Source organism: Endozoicomonas sp. PH6C (assembly GCF_059322965.1).
On the sequence record NZ_CP185342.1, the window covers coordinates 2,657,824 to 2,681,141 of the forward strand.

A 23,318-nucleotide genomic window follows, 5' to 3' on the forward strand; every position below is an offset into this window, starting at 1 on the left:
CTAATGAATCATGTTACTTTCAGAGCATCATGTCCTGAAAGCCTGACAACCAATCCAATTCAGAATACCGGAGCTGGCACTCGATCCAATGAGGCTGGTCATCCAGCTAAAAGGTATTTCGATAATCTTGATATCAGTGGTACACCCGACCCAAGGTTGCTGGTCAAGCGCAACTGTCATTCAGCTGTTTCAGATCAGGCTGCTTACCATTCTTCCTGCAAACGGGAACTGCTCGGGGGCAAGGGGATGTTTTTGTGGCGCATGAAAGCAGCCGGTCTGTCTGTTCCGCCCTTCGAATGTGTGACTGCTCAAATCATGAATGCGCTGGAACAACACCCTCTTGATACCCATCGGTTAGACCACTATTTGCCCGGGTTTGTTGCTGAACCGCTGGCTAAGACCAGCCTGAAGAACCTCCGGGAATACCTCAATACCCTGCCGCCTTCAGAGCAAACCAAAAGGGATGACTGGCTGTCAGGTATGGCAACATTTATTGCCAGTGATGACTTTTACGAACGGGTTAAAGATTCTGAAGCGGCCCGAAAAATCAGGGAGCTATACCGTCAGGTGGACCGACTCTCTGCATCACAGCCCGTTATTGTTCGCAGTTCTGGCATCAATGAAGATAACTACGGCGATGCCCAGGCGGGCAAATACCTCTCTGTCATTCAGGCAGGAGGCGATGTTTTCAGAACCTGTCTCAAGGTCATGGCCTCAGGTTACCGTCCTGAAGTCTGTCCCGAAGGCATACCGCAACCCATGGCGCTGATCATCCAACAGTGTATTGACTGTCGATATGGTGGAGTCATCATGAGCTTTCAATCCTTTCAGAATGATACCGTCAGGATTGAGTACACAAAGGGTCAGCCCAGAGGCGTAGTGGCAGGTCAGTCCGGTAATACGCCCCACCGTATCGATATTTATCACAAGGAAGGCGCTGAACACTTTCAATACTTTCCCGGCAAGGTTTCAAGTCACTTCGCCCTGCACAAAAACAATAACGGCTATTTGGAAACAGAAATTTATGATGCGGACGACCAATCAGACGACAGTATTCATAAACTCAGTGATCATTTGGTGGTAAAACTCAGTCAGGCGGTGACGGAGTTGGAGAACCTGTTGCTTTGCCCCGTGGATGTGGAGTTTGCCATTGATCATCAGGGTAACCTGTTCCTGTTGCAGGTGCGCCCTGTTACCCGGCTTTCTGGCGGCATGGATTTTGCGATGCCGATACCCAAAAAGACCCTGACCGTTGGTCAGGGCGTCAGCGAAGGCCATTGCACCGGAACACTCTGGCAGGCTGAAGAACAAGCGGCGGACTCTATGCCAGAGGGTGCCATTGTTGTGGCCCAACACGCTGCAGACTGGATGCTTGAGCCAGAGTTCCTGAAGCGGGCAGGGGGGTTTGTCTTTGCCGAAGGAGGCTTCAACGATCATGTCGCGATCGTTATGAAACAGGAAGGAAAACCTTGATGCTGGCCGGTGGGCAGTTTGCGGTCGTGGCCGCTCAGGTTGGCCAACAGGCGACGCTCGCCTTTGCCCGCTTCAAAGGAAAGCCTGGCGCCTTTATTGTTGCTGGTGACCTTAGCGGTAAACTTGCCAGTCACAGAAGTCTGTCCTCTGCATTTTCTGATGTGCCGCTCACCGGAGCCGTCCCGTCACGGAGTGATTTGTCCCCCCCTGAAGGCACATTCCTTAATATCGCCAGCGGTTTTCAGTGGCTCACGGATCAAAATGCCCGTTTGTTGGCATTTTTTGCCTCCGGTGGCGGACTGGATTGTCTGGCAAATCCCATAAAACTGAGCATGTCGCCGCAACGGGCAGAGTTGCTGGCAGAGATCAGAGTCAGGGTAAATCGGCTGGTTCAGGGGGCTGAAGCATTTCTGGATGGCTACCATGCATTCTTGCAGCTGGGGAGAAGCAGTGTCAGACCTTTGCAGGATGAAGCACGACAATTAATCAAACGGTTCATGACAGTCAAAGAGAGCGTCCTGTCAGGCCTGGAGGCTATTATGCTGCCCCTGAAAGCTGCTGAAAAAAGGCAGGGGTCCTTCCGTCAGTGGGTTACAGACTGTCAGCAACTACAATCCGTTCTGCAATCATTGAATCTTAAAGAGGCTGAGCAGGTCAGAAGTATTCATGAACTGATTTTTGCCTTGCATCAGCGTTTCGTAAACGCGCTGGCTCCGATTGCTCTGGATTCGGTTCAGGGCAGGGTATCGAGAGTAAAGAAAATCACCTATGTTGACTGCACGACCCCGAGTGACAAAGTATCGCTACTGAGGCCGTCCGACAGATCATCCATTGAAAATTCCGGGTCTACGGGGACTGTCTTCAGTATGGACAGTGCCACGATTGTTAACCTGAAGCTTGGCGTTCATCTGTGCCTTATCGAGCTACTGGAAAACGCAGAGGGGGGAAAAGGACGAACCTTGCGGCTTAAGTTTTCTGACCAATTTGATGGCAATGATGGTGTCGATGTCAGCGCCAAGTTAAAGCGTATGTGGTTTCTGGTGCAGTTGCTGAAAGCGATCGAACTGAATAAAAATGCTGGTGGTATGAAGGTAAGTTGCAATGCCATAGCGGGTGAAATTGTCGTCGAATGCCCGCGAATGAAATTGCATCAAACCATGCAGCATGCCTTTGAAAAACTGATGATTGCGTTAGATTCCATGTATAATCTGGATAGACATTTAGAGGACTTACGTATTTTTGAAGGAGATCAGTGGGACTTCAACTTGCTTGCACAACGCCTTAATCGCGATGTTGCAACAGCAGCTGACAGATTTGCCTTTCAACATTGCCTTTTCTCAATGTTTTACTGCGGTGGGTTCAGGATTTCCAGCGAATGCTGCCAGTTATTAAGCAACCGACTGCAACAGTTTGTTCGCTGGGCCCGGCAGTTAGGTTCGTGTGATTCGTTAGTATTTCAGAGGAAAAAAACAGTAGATAGTCTGAGGGAGATGTTCTTGAATGATGAGATCGCTGAGGACATTCGCTGGGAGTTCTTGCATCATTATGTATTGTTACATCCCGAATACGCTGTTCGAGTGGTTGAGTTGGTGTTTGGCTATAAAAACCACTACTTTGTGATCAATCCATCCTTCAGCTACAAACTGGAGTTTTATCTTCTACCGGTTCAGCCACTTTCAGTTAATAAAGAAAAGCTCAATAATGTCTTGCGAGAGCATGGGCCGAAATATGCCAGCCAACGGGCTAAAAATCATTACTCTGCTTATTTCTGGAGATAAGGTCTGATCTATTCTGAGAACCCTGATCAGTGAAAATATTGTCGTTTTTCCTGATTGCTGGATAGAACCGGGCTGAAGCAGACCGGAAATTTCCCTCGTTTTTTATCGATCATTTGAAAATACCTAAATATTCAGCGTTGCGACATCTCTCTTGGGGTGACATGGCATCTTTCTGCGTCATTAAGACTTTGCTGAACATTTTTGAGGTCATACCAATCGAACTTTCTAACTCCCTATTGCGCTGAAGATTTGAGCCTTAATCCTGCGTTGGCGATCGTCGCCATAGCTAAGGCTATGACTCCTCACGCCGCCTTGTCTTAAGGCTCAAATCTCCATGCTCATTGCGGGAGTTAGAAAATACGATTGGTATCAGACATGTCCAGAGTGAAGAGACCGATCAAAGTCGTATAAAAAGTCAGTAAGAAATCATTGTTTCCTACTTCTCCTGTCGTTAGTCTTTACAGGCAGATTCAATTTTTTCGCACTATTTTTCGATCACAGTATGCAGGAAACGAATCAATCCGTTCAGAGAAAAATTCTCCATGTTGATGCAGATGCCTTTTACTGCTCTGTAGAGGAGAGGGATGACCCCACGCTAAAAGGCAAGGCTTTTGCTGTGGGGGGTAAAGCTGAACGTCGGGGAGTGATTGCCACATGCAGTTATGCGGCGCGAAAGTCGGGCGTGCATTCTGCTATGGCCTCCTATCGAGCACTCAGGCTTTGTCCTGATCTGATTATTTTGCCAGCCCGGTTTGATGTCTATAAAGCCGCTTCACGGCAGATGCATGCCATTTTTCATCGTTACACTGAGATGATTGAGCCCTTGTCGCTGGATGAGGCCTATCTGGATGTTTCCCTCTCCAGTCACTGCCAGGGCAGTGGCACGCTTATGGCCCGGGAGATTATGCAGTCTGTCCTGGAAGAGGTGGGGATTTCTGTCTCTGTTGGTGTGGCTCCAAACAAATTTCTGGCCAAGGTGGCATCGGACTGGAACAAGCCAAACGGTCTTTGTGTGATCACGCCTGACCAGGTTCAGGATTTTGTTTTTGAATTACCGGTTGAGAAGATACACGGTGTCGGTAAGGTCACTGCTCAAAAGCTACATAGCAAAGGGATTATGACCTGTGGCATGTTGCGACAATACTCTCCGGTTGAGTTGTGTCGTTGGTTTGGCAGTTTCGGCGAGCGCCTCTGGGAGCTTGCCAGAGGCGAGGACAATCGTGCACTGGAGCTGGATAGAAGACGGAAGTCGTTATCTGTTGAGCACACTTTTGATGCAGATTTGCAGGACGAACAGTCGATACTGACTCAGGTAAAACCCCTGGTTGAGGATCTGTCGCAACGTTTTCAGGCAATCAGGAATGAATATTCGGTCACCAAGCGGTTTGTAAAAGTGAAGTTCAACGATTTCACCCAGACAACACTTGAGGAAATGATAGAGTCCGATGATCTGGCACCCGAGGCACACTTCCAGGCATTGCTGATTCGAGCCTGGCAAAGGGGGAATAAACCTGTTCGTCTACTGGGTGTTGGCGTAAGGCTGCTGGATTTGAGAACCTCGGGGCAGATGCAGCAATTGGAGTTGTTTGAACGCAGGGGTAGAAGGATATAGTATGGTATCTCTCAATATTTAAACTCTGATAAGGTCCCATGGAGCTGAATCTGACAACTCCCGCCCTGTTGTTTCCGGCCATTTCTCTATTGTTCCTTGCCTATACCAACAAGTTTCTGGCGCTGGCTACATTGATCAGAAATCTTCACGGTGAGTTCAAGAAACATCCGGATAACCCTCACATCAAAGGGCAGATGGAAAACCTCAGGCGACGAATGATACTCATCAAACACATGCAGGGGGCTGGAATTGTCAGCTTTATCTGCTGTGTTCTGGTTATGTTTCTTCTTCACCTGGGTCAATATCAGGTGGGTTTTATCATTTTTGGTATAAGCCTGCTGGCTTTATTGATTTCCCTGATCATCTGTCTGGCCGAAATTAAAATTTCGATTGATGCGCTCGAACTTCAGGTAAGTGAGATGGAAGATTGAGCAGTTTATGGCTGCTCTTTCAATAACAGCTGCCCTGTCAATCCTGAAACCAGGCAGTAGGCGACAAAGAGATAGAATCCACAGTGCAGTTCTGCCTGAAAATTCAGCAGAGCGCTTTCCGACGCAGTGGCGTTGGCAGCCAGCATGGCAATGATGATCCCCATTGCGAACACGTCTGCCATAGACCATTTACCGAGCGCAGCGTTGACTTTAAGTGCAACTCTTCGTGATGGCGAGTGACAGGATGCCAGCAAGAGTAAGCTTTTGATAGCAGGTATCAGGACACTGAAGGTAAGAATCAGAATGGCGACAAATTTGTAGCCAAAATTCCAGAGGTCGCTGGCAGTGCCAAGAATGCTTCGGGTCTTGTCATAAACCCGGCTCTGGCCTTCCACCTTCAGATTAGAGAGAAACTGGTTGGCCATAGTCAGCAGTGCCGGGTGAATGGACTGTTGTTCCATAATTTTTTGACCTTCCTTGACCAGGGCCTGTCGGTTCATATCCGCTTGAAGTGTGATCATGGGTTGGGTGATTCCGGGAATCAATAAACCTAGTGAAATGATTAAAACAATCAGGGGGGCAGCAATACTGAAATTTCGGGGCTCAGTCATTTTTCTTGTGTCTTCTGGAAAGAGTTATCTTGTCACTAAAATAGTTGAGAAACCTGCAAAGAACAATGATATGCCAATGAGGGCAGTCCCCCTGCTATCAGGCTGATTCAAGGTGGTCAACAATCAACTGAAGGCTCTGTTGACCCCGAAACTCGTTAATGTCCAGTTTATAAACCGCTTTAACGGTTGTTATGTTCTGGTTTGGCCACTGCCCCGGGTCAATGTTGAAGGCAATGGCATCTACATAATATTCTGACGAAGGCAGCTTGAGCACCATTTTCAGATGTTTCTGGCCTACCAGCCGCTGCTGAATGATCTGAAACCGGCCATCGAATGAAGGTTCCGGGAAATTCTGTCCCCATGGCCCGCTATCGCGTAGCAGTTGAGCCGTATCCATTGTCAGCTCGGAGACACCCAGTTCGCCATCGGTATGGATCTCTGCTTCAAGCTGCTCAGCAGAGAGCTCCTGTTTTACAATCCGGTCAAAAGCAGCCGCGAACGTCTCGAAATCTTTTTTATAAATGCTCAGACCTGCTGCCATGGCATGACCGCCGAATTTGATGATGAGGCCGGGGTTTTCCCGGGCAACACTGTCCAGAGCGTCGCGCATGTGCAAACCTTTTATGGACCTTGCCGAACCTTTGATTTCGTCATTGTCGGCTTCTGCAAAGGCGATCACCGGGCGGTGTAATTTCTCTTTCACCCTTGAGGCCAGAATGCCTACCACACCCTGATGCCAGCCTTCGCGGAAAAGACTGACCCCCCAGGGCAAGTCGGAATGCTGATCCAGTTTCAGGCTGGACAAGTGGCTCATGGCCTCTACTTGCATTCCTGCTTCAATCTCTTTTCTGTCCCGGTTAAGACCGTCCAGCTCAGCAGCCAGTTCCCGTGCTGTCTCGATACGCTCTGTCAGTAATAATTCGATACCGGTGGACATGTCATCCAGGCGTCCCGCTGCATTGAGGCGAGGTCCCAGGGCAAATCCCAGGTCGGAAGAGGTCAGGCGTGATTGTTGTCGGCCTGAGATCTCAATCAGTGCCTGAATCCCCGGACGACAATGGCCAGCACGAATTCTTGCCAGACCCTGATAGGCGAGAATGCGATTGTTGGCGTCCAGACTGACAACGTCAGCAATGGTACCCAAGGCAACGAGATCCAGTAATTGAAAAGGGTTGAACTCGGTTTTTCCTGCAAACCAGCCCCGCCTGCGCAACTCGGTTCTCAGTGCGCACATGACGTAAAAAATAATGCCCACCCCGGCGGTATTTTTACCGATGAAAGGGCAGTCAGGCTGATTGGGGTTGACGATAGCGTCGGCTTGAGGAATCTGTTCGCCGGCCAGATGGTGATCCGTGACGATGACCTTCCAGCCCAGAGATTTTGCAGCTGCTACGCCTTCTATGCTGGAGATGCCATTGTCGACGGTGACCAGAACGTCAGGCTGATATTGTCTGGCGACCTGAACAATCTCCGGTGTCAGACCATAACCATATTCAAATCGGTTAGGCACCAGGTAATCCACTATTGCACCCATTTCTCTCATGGCCAGGACACCCAGCGCACTGCTGGTGGCTCCGTCACAATCAAAGTCTCCGACGATTAAAATACGTTGCTGGCCATAAACAGCGTCAGTCAGAAGACTGGCTGCTTTTTCAATATCCTTGAGACTTTTATAGCTCTGAAGACCCTTTAGCTGACGATTGATTTCCGAAGGGTGGCTGATGCCCCGGGCACTGTATATTCGGGCGAGAAGCGGGTCTATGCCATCAGTTAAAGAGAGAGGGGTGCTGGTGCGTCTAATGATCTGAAGCGGCATGGAAGTTCTGGGCTGTCTGCAGTAAAAAGTATCGGTTTACTCTATCACAGAGAGCGTCAGAGCACAGGAGGGTTATTGGCTAAATGAGAGCAGGCAGCTCAGGATAAGCTGCCTGCGGTAAGCTTTATTGTGCCAGATGATTCTGAATAAAGCTTTTCACAGCGTTCAGGTCGTCAGGCAGAACCTCATAACGCTCTTCACGTTCCAGAAGGTCCTTCAGATGATGTGGCAGCTCCGGGGCGTCCAGTCCGGCTTTTTCAATGGCTTCGGGAAACTTCACAGGGTGAGCGGTTGCCAGAACGACATTGGGAATACGGCTGTCCGTTTCAACTTCTGTCAGTGCTCTGATAGCGGTAATAGTATGAGGGTCGGCCAGGTATTCAGTGCGATCAAACAGGTCTTTGATGGCATTGCAGGTATCCTGGTCGGCACTACGACTGCTGTCGAACAACTCGCGGATTTTCTGCCAGCGCTGTTCTGAAACCGAGAGCTTGCCGGTTTCTTCAAAGGCTGCCATCTGTGCGGCAAGGGCCTGGCCATCACGATCCTGAAGGTCGAACAGCAGGCGCTCAAAGTTGCTTGACACCATAATATCCATACTGGGCGACAGGGTGTGTTCGAGGCCTTGTTTGCTGTAATCGTTGCTCTGGAAAAAGCGGTGCAGAATATCGTTACGGTTAGTTGCAACAATCAGCTTATTGATTGGCAGTCCCATACCCCGGGCGATGTAACCTGCGAAGATGTCACCGAAGTTGCCGGTGGGTACCGAGAAGGAAACCTCTCTGTCCGGGCCACCCAACTCCAATGCTGCATGGAAGTAGTATACGACCTGAGCCATGATGCGGGCCCAGTTGATGGAGTTGACAGCCACCAGGCGGGTCTTTTTTCCTGGCGAGTCTGGCAGGAAGGACTGATCGGCAAAGCACCGTTTGACCATCGCCTGACAGTCATCAAAGTTACCCTGAACAGCGATATTGTTGACGTTGTTGTCCAAAATAGTAGTCATTTGTCGTCTCTGGACTTCAGAGACTCTCTGGTAGGGGTGAAGGATGAAAATATCCAGCGCTTTACTGTGCCGACAGCCTTCGATAGCTGCCGAACCTGTGTCACCGGAGGTGGCACCCAGAACGACAGCACGTTCACCTCTTTCGGTAAGAGTGTAATCCAGTAATCGGCCAAGCAGTTGCAGGGCAAAATCTTTAAAAGCCAGGGTAGGGCCGTGGAACAGCTCCATGACCCACTGGTGACTTTTTAGTTGAGTTAGCGGTGCAACTGCTTCATGAGCAAAGGTTGCGTAGCTGTCATCAATCATTTCCTTCAGTTTGGGGTCAGGAATTTCACCTGCCACAAAAGGTTTAATCACTTCAAAGGCCAGTTCGTTGTAAGGCAGGCCCCTCAGTGAGCGGATTTTATCTTGATCAAACTGGGGCAGTTCGGCAGGGATGTACAAGCCACCGTCTTCGGCCAGACCGGCCAGAAGTACTTCCTTAAAACTCTTTTCTCCACCCTGTCCCCGGGTACTGATGTATTTCACGGTCTATTCCATCTATTGTTTATGAGTTCATGGCTGCTTTCCCATGAAGGGTGAGACTTGAATCTCACTCCTTCCGGGGCTTATGCACTCAGGACTTAATCTGTAGCTGTCTGACAAACGACAGTTTTCAAGCCATGGTCTCAACACGAATGCGTGTGACAGGTGCCTGGATATCGCTCAGGCTTTCAATTTCGGCAATGGCCTTATCCAGCTCCGATTCTTTGATGGTCTGGGTCAGGATAACAATGTCAGCGAAGCCATCGCTTTCACGGATCGCTTTTTGGGTGATGGCATCCATATTGATCCCACGGTCACTGAGAATCCGGGTAATGGCATTCATGACACCAGGGTGATCGTCAGCATGGATGCGCAGATAATTGGGACTCAGTGTTTCACCGATGGCCAGAACTGGAATGCTTTGTAACTGATCTTCGGAGAAACCCAGTGGGTTAGGGGCTGCTTCTGGCGTTGCCAGTGCTCTGGCAATGTCCATAATATCGGCAACAACAGAAGAGGCTGTTGGCTCGGCGCCAGCACCGGGTCCCACCATCATGGTTTCACCGATGGCATCTGCATTGATTACAACAGAGTTCAGAACGCCGTTGATATTGGCCAGTGGTCGGGAAGCCGGAATCAGGGTCGGATGAACTCTGAGTTCAACGCCTTCATCAGTCTGTCGGGCAATGCCCAGATGTTTTATGCGGTAGCCCAGCTCTTGCGCGTATTGAATATCGGCCGGAGTTATACGGCTGATACCTTCTGTATAGGCGCGCTCAAAGTTCAGAGGGATACCAAAGGCAATAGAAGCCATAATGGTCAGTTTGTGGCAGGCATCAATGCCTTCTACATCAAAGGTGGGGTCAGCTTCTGCGTACCCCAGGGCCTGGGCCTCGGCGAGTACTTCTTCAAATGAACGATTTTTGTCGCCCATTTCAGTCAGAATAAAATTACCGGTTCCATTGATGATGCCGGCCAGCCATTTAACCTGGTTGCCTGCCAGACCCTCTCTCAGGCACTTGATGACAGGGATGCCGCCAGCCACTGCCGCTTCATAGGCAACCACGACATTCTTTTCACGGGCTGCCTGAAAGATCTCATTGCCATGTTCGGCTATCAGCGCTTTGTTGGCCGTAACAACATGTTTGCCGTGTTGGATCGCTGTGAGAATCAACTCCTTGGCAACATCGTATCCGCCAATGGTTTCGACAAGAATATCCACTTCGGGATTACGGGCGACATCAAAGATGTCACGGGTGACTTGGGTGGTCGAGGTATCAGCAGCAGGATTGTCCCGACGGGCACCAATCTGCTCTACAATAATGGGTCTGCCAGTTCGTGCAGCAATGCTACTGGCATTGCGTGTCAGTACATTAAACGTACCGCTGCCTACGGTACCCAGGCCACATATTCCTACTTTGACCGGTTTCAAACTGTTATCCCCCGTGAGCTGATCTCAACTCACTGTCTGTGTCGACGGCTTTCAGAAACAGAAAGCGCTCTGATTTATTATCAATGGATGGGGGATTATAGCCATAAACCGGCCTTAAGAGCGATAGTTTGCCCGAACTGTTTGCAGGTTCTTCGCTGTTCCTGCTGACGATCAGAGGCTATTAATGTATGGCGGTATGACTGATTTGGGAAGCAGGTGCGAAGCAGGTTCGCACCCTGAAGTACTCTATGACTTTGGCGCAGAGTCAGCTTTAGTGTCAGGAGCTGGTTCAGGGGCAGGAGGAGGTGTAATGCCCATAATTTTGGCAAGCTCCACCGCTGGGCGGTAACCGGGTATGGCTTTGCCGCTCTCAAGAAACAGAGCAGGGGTTCCGCTCACACCCAGCTTCAGGCCCTGCTCGAATTGCTCTTCAACGAGAACTTCGCATCGGGTTTGATCTTTGTCTTCTTTGGAAGCTTGATGAGTAATCTCTTTGCCGTTTTTCAGCTCTGAAAGGGCTTGCGTTCTCTCAGGTGAACACCAGGCATTAACCATTTTGGCGTAGGCGGGGGATTGTTTTCCGCCTCTGGGGAAAGCCAGATAACGTACTTCTATCCCCATATTATTGAGTTCAGGCACTTCCTGGTGGAGCTTTCGGCAGTAACCACAGTCGGTATCTGTAAAGATATAAACAACGCCTTTGACCTCTTCGGGTGAAAAGACAATCTGATCTTCTTTTTTCAGAGACTTCAGTTGGTCTGCCACGGCTTTATTACGGAGTTCTTCTGTCAGGTTAACGATCTGGCCATTGTTAATTTCCAGCATGTCACCACGCAGCAGGAGTTTGCCGGTTTCATTGGAATGGATCACGCTGCCGCCTTCCAGCGTTATTCTGAACACGCCTTCCCAGCCAGTCTTTTCAATCTTTTTAATGGGAATGTTGGGATCCAGACCTTTCAGTTCACTGGTAATGGCATTTTGTACTTCTTGAGTGACCTGGTCTGCTAATGGCGCAGCCCGCAAAAAGGGGGCAGTCGCCAGAGTGGCAGATAAGATCAGGGTGCTTAGGCGCATGAGTCATCCTCCTGGGTATTGTTTTTTTCTCGACCGACAGTGTGAAGCAAGTCAGGTAGCTACTGCCAATATGATCGTAGGTTCTGGGGCAGAAGTTTAGACACTTTATTGGAATTGTCAGTTTTAGCTGTCATGAATCAGAAAATTGACTACTGGTTGGTTGTGATATCTCCTTTTGTGTTCCGTCAGGTCTCTTGAACTTCTGCAGAGCGTCCAACATAGCCTCTGTTGGCCATCCTCGCCGATTATGAAGGTGTCACAGACCAGCCCGACTACGACAGCCTCCTTCGCGGGAATGACGGGAGTGAAGACAACTCGTTCCCACGCTGGGACCCACAGGGCCTGAAAGTGTGGGAATCAGTGTTTTGCGACACCCTCAGAGCGTGGGAACGAGTGGTGAGTGCTCTAACAGGCGGCGACATAAACCATGACCCGTTCGGAGTTGGGTCTTTACTTTCTGGGTGGAGGCATTAATGCCGGGTCCAGGGGGAGCCTTCGAAAAGTCTCCCTATCAATATATGCCACACCATAGTTGGTGCTGAGATAGTCCAGGATCGGTTCCCAGGTTTCAGAAAGATCCCAGAGTCCCTGGGTATCTATCATCCACTGCAGGGTCTCACGCCAGGCTTTTTTGTCACCACTGTTCTGGCTGATAATAAGACTGCTATGGCAGACGTTACACTGAGCGTTAACCATCTCCCAGCCCGGAGCCATTATCAGTCCGGACCCGGGATCAACCGGGTACTCTTTTTTTGGCACTTCATCGGGTGCGGCCAGGCTTGCTCCACAAAGTAACGCCGAGACTATCAATATTTTGAGCTTTTTTAAGTCCGGCATCAGGCAACCCTCACAGCAATTCGGTGACAGCCATTGAAGAGGTAGCCTTTCGGATTCCACTGGGGTTGTACCACAGGCTGGGAATCTCCTTCACTGTCCGTGGCTTTGGCCCAGATTTCGTAGTAACCCTGCTCTGGCAGCTTCAGATTTATGCGCCACTGTTGCCAGGCACCCTTGTTGACCGGTTGACTCAATTCGGCCTGATGCCAGCGAGTACCATAGTCATAACTGACTTCAACCTTGACGACTTTTCGCAAACCGGCCCAGGCGTGCCCCCTCACTTCCTGGGTTTTACCCAGTGACAGTTCAATCCCGCTCTGCGGGAAAGTGATCAGAGATTTGACGATCATCTCTTCGATAATTTCATAATCTTCATTGGGCACTTTCTCTCCGGGTGCTATAGGGTATCTGGGAACCTGATAGGCCGGTGCTGCCATCTTGGTGCCATCATGCACCTTGTTACGAACACTGATACCTGTGGCTGCCTTCTGGGAGACAGAAGCCGGGCGGCCAGCAAAGACAATGCGCAGGGGGAAACCGTGGCGAAATGGAATATCTTCGCCATTCATAGCCCAGGCGATCAGGGCGTTATCATTCATGGCTGCGGCAATGGGTACACCCCGCGAAATCGCAGGTCCTGTGCCGCTCAGTTGTTTATCAATCCCATGGTTACCGGTGTAAACTGCGTCGTCTTTCACGCCACAGTCTTTCAGTACATCGCTGAGCAGGACGCCGGTCCATTGTGAGCAAAAAACGGCAGCGTTATTCCATTGGTTGCCTTTGGTGTTGGGAAAAAAATTTTTACGGCTATTGCCGCCACATTCCAGAACCAGGTTCTGTTTGTGGTGTTTGAACCTGCTTTTGAGTTCATCAATGGTATAAGTCCTGGATTTGACGACGGATTCCCCGTCGACAGTAAATGTCCAGGTCTTCGGGTCTATCTTGTCAAAATCCGGCATCTGACCATTCCAGCGTGTAAAGGCTATGTTTGCCGGTGTGACTGCCGGGTCCAGCAGATGCTCAGCAGGATGGGCATTTAACGGGTTGGTATTCAATACCGTGTAATAATCTGGCAGATCTTCCGCCCTGACCCATTTCATTGTTGAGATGTCAACAGGCTCCAGACCCGGGGGACGGTTTTGAGCAAAAACCCACCTCACAGACAGAATGGAAGCAGCGGATGCGGTCAGTGCCTGCTGTAGAAACTTTCTTCTGTTCATTGTCTGGTATCCGGTTAACCTTTTGGTGTCTGGTTTGTTCAGATTGCAGAGGCTTTGGGTATGCTCAAGGCTTTTTGCCTTCGTAGAAAAAGTCAGCCAGACGCAGCATATCTTCTTCACTTAACAGTTGAGCGACTTTAGTCATGGTGATGTCCTGTCGTTTACCGCTTTTGAAAGCCTGTAATTGAGCGAAAAGGTACTGGCGATTCTGCCACTTGAGATTCGGGATGGTATTGAACTTATTACTACCATCCTGACCATGGCAGGCACGACACATGTTAGCTAACTTTTCATATCTGTCAGCTGCCTGGGCTGTTGACAGGATGGCAGAAGGCAAAACCAGCAGTGCTGTAACTGCCCAGGGTCTCAGGTAGAGCCTGATGGTATCCGGTAAGTTCAAAGCGCAAGCCTACACAATGTTTTCTGATTTTAATCCGAATGGCTAAATTAAAAGGCTTAGGTCTTATAATTGCTAAATAGTGATGCTTTTAAATACTTAATATCTGTTTTTTTTGGGTCTGATGAAGCCGGATTCGGATGTTCAATGGGTGTCTGTCAAATGAAGCTTAGTCTTGTATTTTACTGTTTAAAAAGGCTGAACCTGCATTCAGCCTCTGGGATGGTGAGATTCATGCAGTTCGCTCAACCGCTGCCGGGCAATATGGGTATATATCTGGGTCGTTGAAAGGTCGCTGTGTCCCAGTAGCAGTTGGACCACCCGGAGGTCGGCTCCATGGTTCAACAGGTGGGTAGCAAAGGCGTGTCGAAGAACGTGGGGGGAAACCGTGCTTTGAATGTTAGCTGTTATGGCATGTTGTTTGATCCGGTGCCAAAAGGTCTGACGTGTCATCGGGCTGCCGTTTCGGCCGGGAAACAGTACCCGATTCTCCGGGTCACTGATCAGAAAGGGTCTGCTGTCTTTCAGGTAGAGGTGAAGCCAGTTCAGGGCCTCTTCACCCATAGGCACCAGCCTCTCTTTATTACCCTTGCCCTGAATACGAACGATGCCCTGCCTTTGGTTGATTTGATTCAGGTTGAGGTTGACCAGCTCCGATACTCTGAGTCCGCAGGCGTAAAGTAGCTCCAGCATACATCGATCTCTAACTCCTAAATCGGTATCAAGATCAGGGGCTGCAAGCAGGTTTTCAACGTCAGTCTCTGTCAGGGATTTGGGCAGAGGCCGTCCCTGTTTGGGCATCTCAATATTTTGAGTAATGTCCTGACTGACCATGTTTTCTCTTAAAAGGTAACGGTAATAGCCGCGCAGGCTGGATAGTGCTCTGGCTGTTGAGCTGGGTTGAAACTTTTGCTGGTGTCGCCAGGCCAGATAGTTTCTCAGGTCCGAAGTAGATGATTTCTCAAGTGTGAGTCTGTTCTGAGAAAGCCAGGAAGCGAATTGTTCTATATCGTTTTTATAGGCCGTGCGGGTGTTTTCGCTAAGGCCTTTCTCAAGCCAGAGGTGGTTGAGAAACAGTTCGATGGAGGTATTGGCCATTATTATCTGTATATCAGGTTCAGGTCTCCATTATTGCGGCATATGGAAGGATCGTAAAGAAAACAGTACAAGCCTGAAAATGAAAAGCTGTTTTCTGTTTTGAAGGCATAAAAAAAGCGACTTTCGTCGCTTTTTTTATGGACTGACAAGGTTGCCGGATTGTCAGAACTTTTATGACCCTGGGCGTCATGCTCAGGGTTTTGGAGAACCCTAAAGAGTTTTTCCGCGCGAGGCGAAAAGCGTCCCTTAGTTGAGCTTTTCCTTGATACGAGCCGCTTTACCGCTCAGAGCGCGCAGGTAATACAGCTTGGCTTGACGTACGTCACCGCGACGCTTCACATTGATAGAAGCGACCAGAGGGCTGTATGTCTGGAAAACACGCTCAACGCCAACACCGCTGGAAATCTTGCGAACGGTGAAAGCGGAGTTCAGGCCACGATTACGCTTGGCAATGCAGACACCTTCGAACGCCTGCAGACGCTCACGGTTACCTTCTTTAACCTTAACTTGTACGACCAGGGTATCACCAGGGCCGAAGCTCGGGATTTCCTTGGTCATCTGCTCTTGTTCGAGCGCTTCAATGATTCTGTTCTTGCTCATTTTAAATCTTGCTCCCGTTAGTCAAGTGTTCCGCTCGTCGAGTCTGCCTTGCTGTGGCTATCCGAAGAATGATGCTCCTGAATAAATTCAGACAACAGTTTTTCCTCTTCACGGGTCAGTTTTCTGTCTTGCAACAGGTCCGGTCTTCTCAACCAGGTTCTGCCCAGTGCCTGTTTGAGGCGCCATGCACGAATTTTTGCATGATCCCCAGACAACAGGACTTCCGGCACTCTCTGCCCCTTGAAAACCTCAGGGCGGGTGTAGTGCGGACAATCCAGCAGGCCATCAGCAAAGGAATCCTCTAATGCGGAATCCTTGTGACCCAGGGTGCCCGGTACAAAGCGTGAAACTGCATCAATCAGAGTCATGGAGGCGAGTTCGCCACCACTTAACACGTAATCACCGATCGACCATTCCTCGTCGACTTCTTCGTTGATTACACGCTCATCAATACCTTCATACCGCCCCGATACCAGAATAAGCCGCTTTCTGGCGGCCAGCTCCTGAACCCCGGCCTGGTCAAGCAGGCGTCCCTGGGGAGACAGGTATACTACCGTGGCATCGGCTCCTGCAGCCTTCTTGGCTGCATGGATGGCGTCACGCAGAGGTTGAATTTTCATCAACATGCCGGGACCACCGCCGTAAGGTCGGTCATCCACAGTCCGGTGTCTGTCGTGGGTGAAGTCCCTGGGATTCCAGGTTTCTACCGAGACAATTCCCTCCTTTACAGCACGGCCGGATATGCCGTGATCGGTAATGGCCCGAAACATTTCCGGGAAGAGGGTGACTACACCGAACCACATATCTGCTGTTACGGGTGATTGTTCATGGCTGTTCTGCGGCTCAGGACTGTCTAACGGCTCAGGGCTGTTTAATGGCTCAAGGCTGTCCGCAGGCTCTGGGCTTTTAATCAGACCAGGGCTGTCCATGTCAGTTTCACTCATAACGGTTAAAATTCCGGATCCCAGTCAATCCGAATGAATCCTGCTTCCGGATTCACTTCCATAATCACCTGATCCAGTAACCAGGGGACCAGTCGTTCGCGTCGGTCGATGCTGCCCTTGCAGGCTTTGATGACCAATACGTCGTTGGCTCCTGTCTCCATCAGGTGGCTGGCTTTGCCCAGCAGAAGCTCCTTGCCCGCCTCGTCAGCGGTTTTCACTTCCAGACCTTCAAGCTGATGCCAGTATATCTCGTCATCAGCCAGTGGGGGCAGTTCGCTCTCAGCGATGAGGATTTCTGAGCCAGTGAACTGGCGGGCGATATCCCGGTCATCGCATCCGGCGATGTGTGCGACCAGTCCCTTGCCCTGACGGCGGCCCTGATCGACTTCAATGGTCTGCTGGCGACCATCCTGGCGCAAAATCCAGTGTTTGTAGTTCAGAATATTGGTCATGGGATTGGTGTGTGAATACACTTTCACCCAGCCTTTTACTCCGTACACACCAGTAATACTTCCGAGGACAACCTGTTTGGGTTGAGCGGTTGCTGATGCTTTTTTCACTGGTTCTGTTCCTTTTTGAGGTGGTTGTTTAAACGGCCCGGGGCTGTTCTAAACGGCTCAGGGTTGTTCAAATCTGACCTCAGGCTGCTTTGGCGTCTTTCAGCAGCTTGCTAACGCGGTCGGATACGGTAGCGCCCTGGCTCAGCCAGAACTCAACACGCTCCTGATCCACACGCAGACGCTCTTCCTGACCACGGGCAGTGGGGTTGAAGAAACCTACACGCTCGATGAAACGGCCACCTTGAGCCTTACGGCTGTCAGCAACAGTCAGGTGGTAGAACGGACGCTTTTTGGAACCGCCGCGAGCTAAACGAATTGTTACCATGGAATAATTTCCTGTAATCGTGATGTCCGGCAACACTTGTCTCTGAAAGCAGCATTCACCGCTTTCAGGTTCATGGAGCACATGCAGTGAGCCATGAAGGGCGCATATTCTAAGGAATAACTGTCCCGCTGACAATATGCCCGACACTTATCTTGTTGCGGAAAGTCTTATGGAATGAGGGGAGGGCAGTTTCTGTGGGCTAAAACGACGGGCTTGTTATGATTTGACTCTGGTTCCCTTGCTTTCAGGTCCTGTGGGTCCCAGCGTGGGAACCCATACCCATCTCGCGTGAGTCCGCTTTTCAGGGGAGGTATGCATTCCCACGCAGAGCGTGGGAACGAGTTGTTAGAGTTTTGCGACAGCCTCAGAGCGAGGGAGCGAGTGGGTCAGGCTGGCCATAAAGTTTTCGGGAAGGGCTAGAATGGAAACTTCTTACCGCCGCCTGGAGGCATCATGCCGCCCATGCCGCCGGGCATCTGACCTTTCATACCACCGAGGCCGCGCATTAGCTTGCTTATGCCGCCTTTCTTGGTGACTTTCTTCATCATCTTGCTCATCTGCTTGTGCTGCTTGATCAGACGGTTGATGTCCTGGATCTGGGTGCCGGAACCTGAGGCAATGCGCTTCTTGCGAGAGCCGTTCATAATATCCGGATTTGCACGTTCAGCCGGGGTCATGGAGTTGATGATTGCTTCCATCTGGACAAAAATCCTGTTGTCCATCTGGCCGGGCATGTTGGCTGGCATACCCGGCATGCCGGGGAGTTTGTCCATAACGCCTGCAAGGCCGCCCATTTTCTTCATCTGCTGAAGCTGGTCACGGAAGTCTTCCAGGTCAAAGCCTTTACCCTTTTTCAGTTTGCTGGCCAGTTTGTCGGCTTTCTTTTTGTCGAGCTTCTGTTCAGCTTCTTCAATCAGGGAGAGAACGTCACCCATGCCCAGGATTCGGGAAGCGATACGGTCAGGGTGGAAGGGGTCCAGAGCGTCTGTCTTTTCACCGACACCCATGAACTTGATTGGCTTGCCGGTAATATGGCGAACTGACAGGGCGGCACCTCCGCGTGCGTCACCATCTGCCTTGGTCAGAATGACACCGGTCAGGGGCAGCGCATCACCAAAGGCTTTGGCGGTATTGGCGGCATCCTGGCCGGTCATGGCGTCAACCACAAACAGGGTTTCGACAGGATTAATGGCACCGTGCAATGCCTGGATTTCAGCCATCATATCGCTGTCGATGTGCAGACGACCGGCGGTATCGACAATGACCACGTCAATGTGTTTCAGGCGAGCTTCCTGAATGGCTGCTGTGGCAATATCAACGGGTTTTTGTTCGCTGCTGGATGGGAAGAAATCGACGCCGACTTCACCCGCCAGCGTTTCCAATTGCTTGATCGCTGCCGGACGGTAAATGTCGGCACTGACGACCATCACAGATTTTTTGTGGCGTTCCTTGAGGAACTTGCCCAGTTTCGCCACAGAGGTGGTTTTACCGGCACCCTGCAGACCGGCCATCAGCAGGACGGCAGGTGGCTGGGTCGACAGGTTCAGCTGGTCATTGGCTTCGCCCATGACCGAAATCAGTTCTGCCTGAACAATCTTGACGAAGGCCTGGCCGGGGCTCAGGCTGGCCTGTACCTCCTGACCAATCGCCCGCTCTCTGATCCGGTTGATGAACTCTTTGACCACCGGCAGCGCAACGTCAGCCTCCAACAGAGCCTTGCGAACCTCGCGCAGGGTATCTTTAATATTGTCTTCAGACAGTTTCGCCTTGCCGGTGACGTTACGAAGCGTCTGCGACAGGCGTTCGGTTAAATTCTCGAACATCCAGTTACCTTGGAAATACCTTGAAGTAAGGTGCAAGTACGTAATTGGCAGTCATTATATCCAATCCAGCGCAAAAGGGGCAGTATCGGGTCCCGGCAGAGACAGTATTTCCACTTGATGGATGAAAACAAAGTGGTTCTTGTGTAGATTTGGACATGGCAAGCTCTGGTTTGCATCTTCCTAAGTGGCTTTGTGACGGTTTCGCCATCAGGAAAATTTCAGATGGAGGTTATAAAAGAATCAATGAATTTCATGCTCGTCAGCATCGGTGCCATTATTTTTTATGCGGTGGGAATGGTCTGCCAATGGGGAAGAATTACTGGTCGCGGTGGCGCTCGAAAGGTGGTGTTGCTGGCAACCACAGTCGGAGCTGCTTTACATGCTTTTTCGCTCTATTTTTCTATTCACACCGATAAAGGGACCAACCTTGGTATTCTCACGATCGGTTCTTTGACGACACTGATAGTCACACTGGTAGTACTGCTCAGCAGTTTGCGAAAGCCTTCTGAAAGTCTGCTGGTTACGATTCTGCCTTTTACCATCATCTCGGTTCTGGCGGACTGGCTGGCTCCGTTGGAACACATTTTTCATTCACCCACCCTGATGGTGGTGCATGTTCTGCTGTCGGTATTGGCCTATGGTTTGTTGATGGTGGCCGTGTGTCAGTCACTGCTACTGGCCTATCAGGAGAAGCAGCTGAGGAGTCACAATCAAAAGCGTCTGCTAAAAGCCCTGCCGCCCCTGCAGACTATGGAAAAATTGCTGTTCGAGTTTCTATCTGTAGGAGTGATCCTGCTGACCCTCTCGCTGATTTCAGGCTTCCTGTATATCGATAATATGTTTGCCAGTGATATGTTCCACAAAACAGTGCTTTCTCTGGTGGCCTGGGTGCTGTTTACGACACTGCTGATTGGGCGCTGGGTCAATGGCTGGCGAGGACAAAAGGCCATGCGTTGGACGGTTGCCGGTTTTGTCCTGTTGTTGGTGGCTTACTTTGGCTGGCGGACGGTTGTTGACTTTATCCTGGTTAGATGAGCCTTTTCGGGGCAGACTCTGTTTCCTGCTCCTCTTAATCTCTCTTGGTACTTCTTTTTTTTTCCGGCAGCTTGAGATGTCTGTAAGTCGGTCTATTGTTTATGGCTATGAAAATGATAATAGCCACCAAGCTCAGTAAAATTTTCTTGACGGCGGGTGTTGCTCTATTTAGTACGTTGGTTGTGTTTAATAATCTGATGGACTACCAGAGCAATTACCTTTATGTCCAGCATGTGATGAGTATGGATACAACCGGGAACCATGCTCAGGCAGAATGGCGAGCAATTCATGATCCCATGGTCTGGAAAATTGCTTACAGACTGATTATTGCTATTGAAGCCATTATAACCCTTTTATGTTGGACGGGTGTCGCTTGTATGTTCTTCAATCTGCACGGTGAGAATTTCCATGAAAGCAAGTGTCTGGCTCTGCTGGGTTTGACTCTGGGCATCATGCTCTGGTTTCTGGCCTTTATGGGAATTTCGGGAGAGTGGTTTCTGGCCTGGCAGTCTCGCAGCTGGAGTGGTATTCAGCCAGGCTTCAGGGTGGCCACATTGTTTTTTTTGACCTTGCTCTATTTGAGTCAGGAAGAGCGATAAAAGTGTTTGGGGTTTAGAGTATGAAACGTTAGAATCAGCGCTTTCATAAACAGAATCTTAACGAGCGATTTCAGCCTTGAGCGAAGCATCTACCAGTCTTCTTTTAACCATATTGGCCCTTTTAATGTTGCTGTCGGCTTTTTTTTCCAGTTCGGAAACCGGCATGATGGCGATCAACCGTTATCGCCTTCGCCATCTGGTTCGCAAGAATCACAAAGCGGCCATGCGGACTCATAAACTGCTCGAACGCCCCGACAGACTGATTGGTGTGATTCTGATTGGCAACAACTTTGTCAATATCCTGGCTTCTGCCCTGGCCACTCTGGTGGCAGTGAGACTCTGGGGGGATAGCGGTATTGCAATTGCTACTCTGGGTCTGACGGTGGCAGTACTGATTTTCGGTGAGGTAACACCCAAGACAGTTGCCGCGCTCTATCCTGAAAAGATTGCTTTTCCTGCCTCTTTTATTCTGACGCCGCTGCTGAAACTCTTCTATCCCATGGTGGTCGTTTTAAACTGGGTCTGTGGTTTCCTGCTGAGACCTTTTGGTATCAAACCCGGTCAGGCTGCCGAGGATCAGTTGAACGCTGAAGAGCTGCGCACCATTGTGACCGACCCCGGCATGTTATTGCCGCAGAAAAGACGGGGAATGTTACTGGGTATTCTGGATCTGGAGAAAGTCCGGGTAGACGATATCATGGTACCCCGAAATGAAATTTTCGGAATTGATATTGACGATGACATCAAGGATATCCTGGAGCAGTTAAGGGCCTGTCAGCACACCCGCTTGCCAGTCTATCGTGGCGATGTGAACAATCTTGTGGGCATGTTGCATATGCGAAAGGTGGCGCGACTATTGAGTCAGGAAGAAGTCAACAAAGCGCTTCTCCTGCAGGAAACCACAGAGCCTTATTATGTTCCTGAAAGCACCCCCCTGCATACCCAGCTGTTTAATTTCCAGAAGTCAAAAGAGCGTGTAGCGCTGATAGTCGATGAATATGGCGATGTTCTGGGCCTGGTGACGCTGGAAGATATTCTGGAAGAAATTGTGGGTGACTTTACTACCGATGTTTCCGACTCCAGCCAGGATATTACCCCTCAGGAAGACGGCACTTACATCATTGATGGTTCTGCATCCATAAGAGACATTAACCGTTCTCTGGGTTGGAAATTACCCACCGGGGATGCCAGAACAATTAATGGTTTGATCACCGAGATGATGCAGTTTATACCGGAGTCCAGTGTCTGTCTCAAAGTAGGCGAATACCGGTTTGAGATTATGCAGGTCAAGGACAATCGAGTAAAAGCAGTGAAAATTTTCACTGCTTAACCTGAGTCACTTATTCTGTAAAATGGACTTTAACCTCAGGCCATCCGAAAGTTAGCGGTTTTGCGTAAAACTGTGGCTGGCATGAAACTGAGGGGCATCCAGTGGAATAGTGGTGTTTAATCCCACATTCAGAAATTCTACCAGCATAATGGCCGTCAATCCCCAGATCAGATATTCATCGTATTGATAAGAGGGCATGGAGTAGGTTTTATCGTTCATGCTCCAATGGTGAAACTGCAGGTTGTCCAGATTGGTGAAAAACTCCAGTGGGACGTGAAAAATGCGGTCCAGCTCTTCAATGTTTGCGCTGAGTGACAGGTTTTCCGGTACAGAACCGACGACAGGGATCACCTTGATGCCAAAGCGGGAAATAACTGGACCCATGGTGCCCAATATATGGACGGAAGCAGGGTTCAGATCAATCTCTTCCTGGGATTCTCTCAGGGCGGTCTGAATCAGATTATGATCGTCATCTTCCCGTTTGCCACCGGGAAATGCCACTTCACCGCTATGCTTGTTCATGTGCGAAGCCCTTCGGGTAAGGATTATTTCGGTGGCCTGTCCCTGGCCATTAGTCACCAGAGGTATCAGTACTGCGGCTTCCGGTAGAGGAGTGTCTATACTTCTTGGCTGATGTTTGTGGAGTCTTCGTTCTATATCTGTAATCAACATATAACAAGTGAATCTCTGGCTTTCTTGGCGACATTCAGATGCTCAGAAAACATAAGTACTCAACCATACGGAATCATATTTTCCGACTCATTGTTCAGGCACTCAGACTGCGTTGCAATC

Annotated in this window: 22 protein-coding genes; 7 read left to right on the forward strand and 15 right to left on the reverse strand. The window is 50.0% G+C overall.

Annotated elements, in window-relative coordinates:
• Nucleotides 1–3 precede the first annotated feature (3 nt).
• The 4 genes from ACOMG9_RS09980 to ACOMG9_RS09995 all read left to right on the forward strand — a co-directional run bounded on the left by ACOMG9_RS09980 (nucleotide 4) and on the right by ACOMG9_RS09995 (nucleotide 5,294).
• Nucleotides 4–1,473, forward strand: coding sequence for a PEP/pyruvate-binding domain-containing protein (locus ACOMG9_RS09980; protein WP_494530201.1), 1,470 nt, complete (start codon nucleotides 4–6; stop codon nucleotides 1,471–1,473).
• A complete protein-coding gene (locus ACOMG9_RS09985; protein ID WP_494530202.1) occupies nucleotides 1,470–3,251 on the forward strand; it encodes a hypothetical protein in 1,782 nt (593 codons plus the stop codon). Before ACOMG9_RS09980 ends, ACOMG9_RS09985 begins: the two co-directional genes overlap by 4 nt.
• 502 nt (nucleotides 3,252–3,753) lie before the next feature.
• Nucleotides 3,754–4,863 (forward strand): DNA polymerase IV, encoded by a 1,110-nt coding sequence (gene dinB / locus ACOMG9_RS09990; protein WP_494530203.1) that lies wholly within the window; start codon nucleotides 3,754–3,756, stop codon nucleotides 4,861–4,863.
• A gap of 38 nt (nucleotides 4,864–4,901) precedes the next feature.
• On the forward strand, nucleotides 4,902–5,294 hold the full coding sequence (locus ACOMG9_RS09995; protein ID WP_317141854.1) for a DUF2721 domain-containing protein: 393 nt from the start codon (nucleotides 4,902–4,904) through the stop codon (nucleotides 5,292–5,294).
• 5 nt (nucleotides 5,295–5,299) lie between these two features.
• Here ACOMG9_RS09995 and ACOMG9_RS10000 read toward each other — a convergent pair whose 3' ends face one another.
• The 14 genes from ACOMG9_RS10000 to ffh all read right to left on the reverse strand — a co-directional run bounded on the left by ACOMG9_RS10000 (nucleotide 5,300) and on the right by ffh (nucleotide 19,562).
• Nucleotides 5,300–5,905: a paraquat-inducible protein A gene (locus ACOMG9_RS10000; RefSeq protein ID WP_422133481.1), complete on the reverse strand. Its 606-nt coding sequence runs from the start codon at nucleotides 5,903–5,905 to the stop codon at nucleotides 5,300–5,302.
• Nucleotides 5,906–6,002: 97 nt separating this feature from the next.
• A complete protein-coding gene (recJ, locus tag ACOMG9_RS10005) occupies nucleotides 6,003–7,721 on the reverse strand; it encodes a single-stranded-DNA-specific exonuclease RecJ (protein ID WP_494530204.1) in 1,719 nt (572 codons plus the stop codon).
• Nucleotides 7,722–7,845: 124 nt separating this feature from the next.
• Nucleotides 7,846–9,255 (reverse strand): threonine synthase, encoded by a 1,410-nt coding sequence (gene thrC, locus ACOMG9_RS10010; protein ID WP_494530205.1) that lies wholly within the window; start codon nucleotides 9,253–9,255, stop codon nucleotides 7,846–7,848.
• 127 nt (nucleotides 9,256–9,382) lie between these two features.
• Complete coding sequence (locus ACOMG9_RS10015) at nucleotides 9,383–10,684, reverse strand: homoserine dehydrogenase (protein ID WP_448216782.1); 1,302 nt, start codon at nucleotides 10,682–10,684, stop codon at nucleotides 9,383–9,385.
• Between the two features lie 246 nt (nucleotides 10,685–10,930).
• Nucleotides 10,931–11,758: a DsbC family protein gene (locus ACOMG9_RS10020; protein WP_422137815.1), complete on the reverse strand. Its 828-nt coding sequence runs from the start codon at nucleotides 11,756–11,758 to the stop codon at nucleotides 10,931–10,933.
• Between the two features lie 450 nt (nucleotides 11,759–12,208).
• Complete coding sequence (locus ACOMG9_RS10025) at nucleotides 12,209–12,595, reverse strand: hypothetical protein (RefSeq protein WP_448216783.1); 387 nt, start codon at nucleotides 12,593–12,595, stop codon at nucleotides 12,209–12,211.
• Nucleotides 12,595–13,815: a sulfite oxidase gene (locus ACOMG9_RS10030; protein WP_448216784.1), complete on the reverse strand. Its 1,221-nt coding sequence runs from the start codon at nucleotides 13,813–13,815 to the stop codon at nucleotides 12,595–12,597. Before ACOMG9_RS10030 ends, ACOMG9_RS10025 begins: the two co-directional genes overlap by 1 nt.
• 64 nt (nucleotides 13,816–13,879) lie before the next feature.
• On the reverse strand, nucleotides 13,880–14,215 hold the full coding sequence (locus ACOMG9_RS10035) for a c-type cytochrome (protein ID WP_494530206.1): 336 nt from the start codon (nucleotides 14,213–14,215) through the stop codon (nucleotides 13,880–13,882).
• 207 nt (nucleotides 14,216–14,422) lie between these two features.
• Nucleotides 14,423–15,310 (reverse strand): site-specific tyrosine recombinase XerD, encoded by an 888-nt coding sequence (gene xerD, locus ACOMG9_RS10040; RefSeq protein WP_448216786.1) that lies wholly within the window; start codon nucleotides 15,308–15,310, stop codon nucleotides 14,423–14,425.
• A gap of 246 nt (nucleotides 15,311–15,556) precedes the next feature.
• Nucleotides 15,557–15,910 (reverse strand): 50S ribosomal protein L19, encoded by a 354-nt coding sequence (rplS, locus tag ACOMG9_RS10045; protein ID WP_252180499.1) that lies wholly within the window; start codon nucleotides 15,908–15,910, stop codon nucleotides 15,557–15,559.
• A gap of 17 nt (nucleotides 15,911–15,927) precedes the next feature.
• Nucleotides 15,928–16,713: a tRNA (guanosine(37)-N1)-methyltransferase TrmD gene (gene trmD, locus ACOMG9_RS10050; RefSeq protein WP_422137100.1), complete on the reverse strand. Its 786-nt coding sequence runs from the start codon at nucleotides 16,711–16,713 to the stop codon at nucleotides 15,928–15,930.
• A gap of 146 nt (nucleotides 16,714–16,859) precedes the next feature.
• Nucleotides 16,860–17,414 carry a ribosome maturation factor RimM gene (rimM, locus tag ACOMG9_RS10055; RefSeq protein WP_422133490.1) on the reverse strand — a complete coding sequence of 185 codons (555 nt, stop codon included), beginning with the start codon at nucleotides 17,412–17,414 and terminating at the stop codon, nucleotides 16,860–16,862.
• Nucleotides 17,415–17,493: 79 nt separating this feature from the next.
• Complete coding sequence (gene rpsP, locus ACOMG9_RS10060) at nucleotides 17,494–17,739, reverse strand: 30S ribosomal protein S16 (protein ID WP_317141840.1); 246 nt, start codon at nucleotides 17,737–17,739, stop codon at nucleotides 17,494–17,496.
• A 416-nt stretch (nucleotides 17,740–18,155) separates the two neighbouring features.
• Nucleotides 18,156–19,562, reverse strand: coding sequence for a signal recognition particle protein (gene ffh, locus ACOMG9_RS10065; protein WP_448216787.1), 1,407 nt, complete (start codon nucleotides 19,560–19,562; stop codon nucleotides 18,156–18,158).
• 222 nt (nucleotides 19,563–19,784) lie between these two features.
• On the opposite strand from ffh, the gene ACOMG9_RS10070 reads away from it, so the two are divergent.
• The 3 genes from ACOMG9_RS10070 (at nucleotide 19,785) to ACOMG9_RS10080 (ending at nucleotide 22,526) form a co-directional block, all read left to right on the forward strand.
• Entirely contained in the window at nucleotides 19,785–20,597 is an 813-nt protein-coding gene (locus ACOMG9_RS10070) for a cytochrome C assembly family protein (RefSeq protein ID WP_422133493.1), read from the forward strand.
• A gap of 113 nt (nucleotides 20,598–20,710) precedes the next feature.
• The gene (locus ACOMG9_RS10075; protein WP_494530207.1) at nucleotides 20,711–21,196 is read left to right on the forward strand and encodes a DUF2165 family protein; all 486 of its coding nucleotides are present in this window, start codon (nucleotides 20,711–20,713) and stop codon (nucleotides 21,194–21,196) included.
• Between the two features lie 76 nt (nucleotides 21,197–21,272).
• Nucleotides 21,273–22,526, forward strand: coding sequence for an HlyC/CorC family transporter (locus tag ACOMG9_RS10080; RefSeq protein WP_422133494.1), 1,254 nt, complete (start codon nucleotides 21,273–21,275; stop codon nucleotides 22,524–22,526).
• 51 nt (nucleotides 22,527–22,577) lie between these two features.
• On the opposite strand, the gene ACOMG9_RS10085 is transcribed toward ACOMG9_RS10080, so the two are convergent.
• A complete protein-coding gene (locus ACOMG9_RS10085) occupies nucleotides 22,578–23,198 on the reverse strand; it encodes a CoA pyrophosphatase (protein WP_422133495.1) in 621 nt (206 codons plus the stop codon).
• Nucleotides 23,199–23,318: the final 120 nt, after the last annotated feature.